At 66.9% G+C, this 1,168-nt stretch carries 1 protein-coding gene; it reads right to left on the bottom strand.

Going from position 1 to position 1,168, the window contains the following annotated elements:
• Positions 1 to 850: 850 nt before the first annotated feature.
• Positions 851 to 1,027: a hypothetical protein gene (locus tag ACFMO7_RS06185; RefSeq protein ID WP_376794644.1), complete on the bottom strand. Its 177-nt coding sequence runs from the start codon at positions 1,025 to 1,027 to the stop codon at positions 851 to 853.
• Positions 1,028 to 1,168 lie beyond the last annotated feature (141 nt).

The following is a 1,168-nucleotide window of genomic DNA, read 5'->3' as shown; positions in this document are numbered from 1 at the left end:
ATCCCAGCCCTCTCTTTGAGGACTGGACCGTCGAACCGTCAGGCCCGCCCGGTCTTAACGGCCAGCCGGCCTCCCAGACGGCCCGGGCAGGGCATCTCAGGCGTCTTCAGCACTTGCGCCAGGCCGTTCATTGCCGCGCGCTCGTCCCAAAGATGCCGCGCCCCGCACTCCGGACAGATCCACGCCCGAACCTCCGGCGGCATCCCCTCTGGCCCTTTGGAGTGGAATGGCAGGCATGGCAGATGCGGGGCGAGCCGTCTTGGCCCCACTCGCCATCCACGCGCCATCCCCGTTTCCGGAGCGGGTCGCCGCCCAGGTCTGGATCCCTCTGAACCACCCGATGAGCGGTTGCTTCTTCCTTGCCCGACGCCTTCCCCGGCTGCGATCCGCGACTGGCCGTCCAGCCCCGCCACGCGCTGTTCTGCCGCTGCCAGACGCATGTTCAGGGAGGACCGCAGCGGCCACCTCCTGCAGTTGGTTCAGGAGGCCCCGATGCTGCCGGCTTCCCTCCAGCCGGGTCGAAACCAGCCTGATGCGCTCCTGTACCCTGTATCCGCTCTTCCTCGAAGCTCGCCCCTCCCGAGGTGCTGATGACGACCTCCTCCGGGCCGCAATGCTCGCAAAGCCAGAAGACCCACTCTGACCCGAACCGAAGCAGGCGCTCCTTGGGGGTGACCCCCCAACCGGCCCCTTCGCCGGAACAGATCTGGCACCCGCGTTCCCGCAGGCCCCGCCTGTGGAAGGTCCGTCCGGAACCCGGCTCGCGCGAAGCACTTCGTGCCGCCACCCGTTCGCGGCGCACAAGGTCTCCAGCGACTCCCCCTGCCTCTTCATCGGATCGGCTTGCTGGTCACGGCTGGAGACCCGAGCAGAGGCGAGCGGGATCCGCTCTTTTGGTTCCGGCTCTCTGTGGGACCACCCGCGAAGGCTGGCCAGGTCGTCGCCAGCGCTGCCCGCCCGGTCTCCGCTTCATCCGGAGCGTTCCTTCGGCTTCCCAGGAGCGCAAGGTCTCTGGCGACCCTCCCACTTCTTCGGCTGCTTTCCCGAGCGAAACCGTGCCGTCCGACTTCTACACACTATGAGCCATAGATGCGAGCTGTATGTAGTAGCTGTAAACCCCTTCCTGACGAGTTGCTCTACCGGCAGCCGAAGCTAGCAGATCGCAAGC

This window comes from Thermogemmatispora sp. (assembly GCF_042408735.1).
Lineage (GTDB): Bacteria > Chloroflexota > Ktedonobacteria > Ktedonobacterales > Ktedonobacteraceae > Thermogemmatispora.
This window is presented reverse-complemented; position numbering and strand designations above follow the sequence as displayed.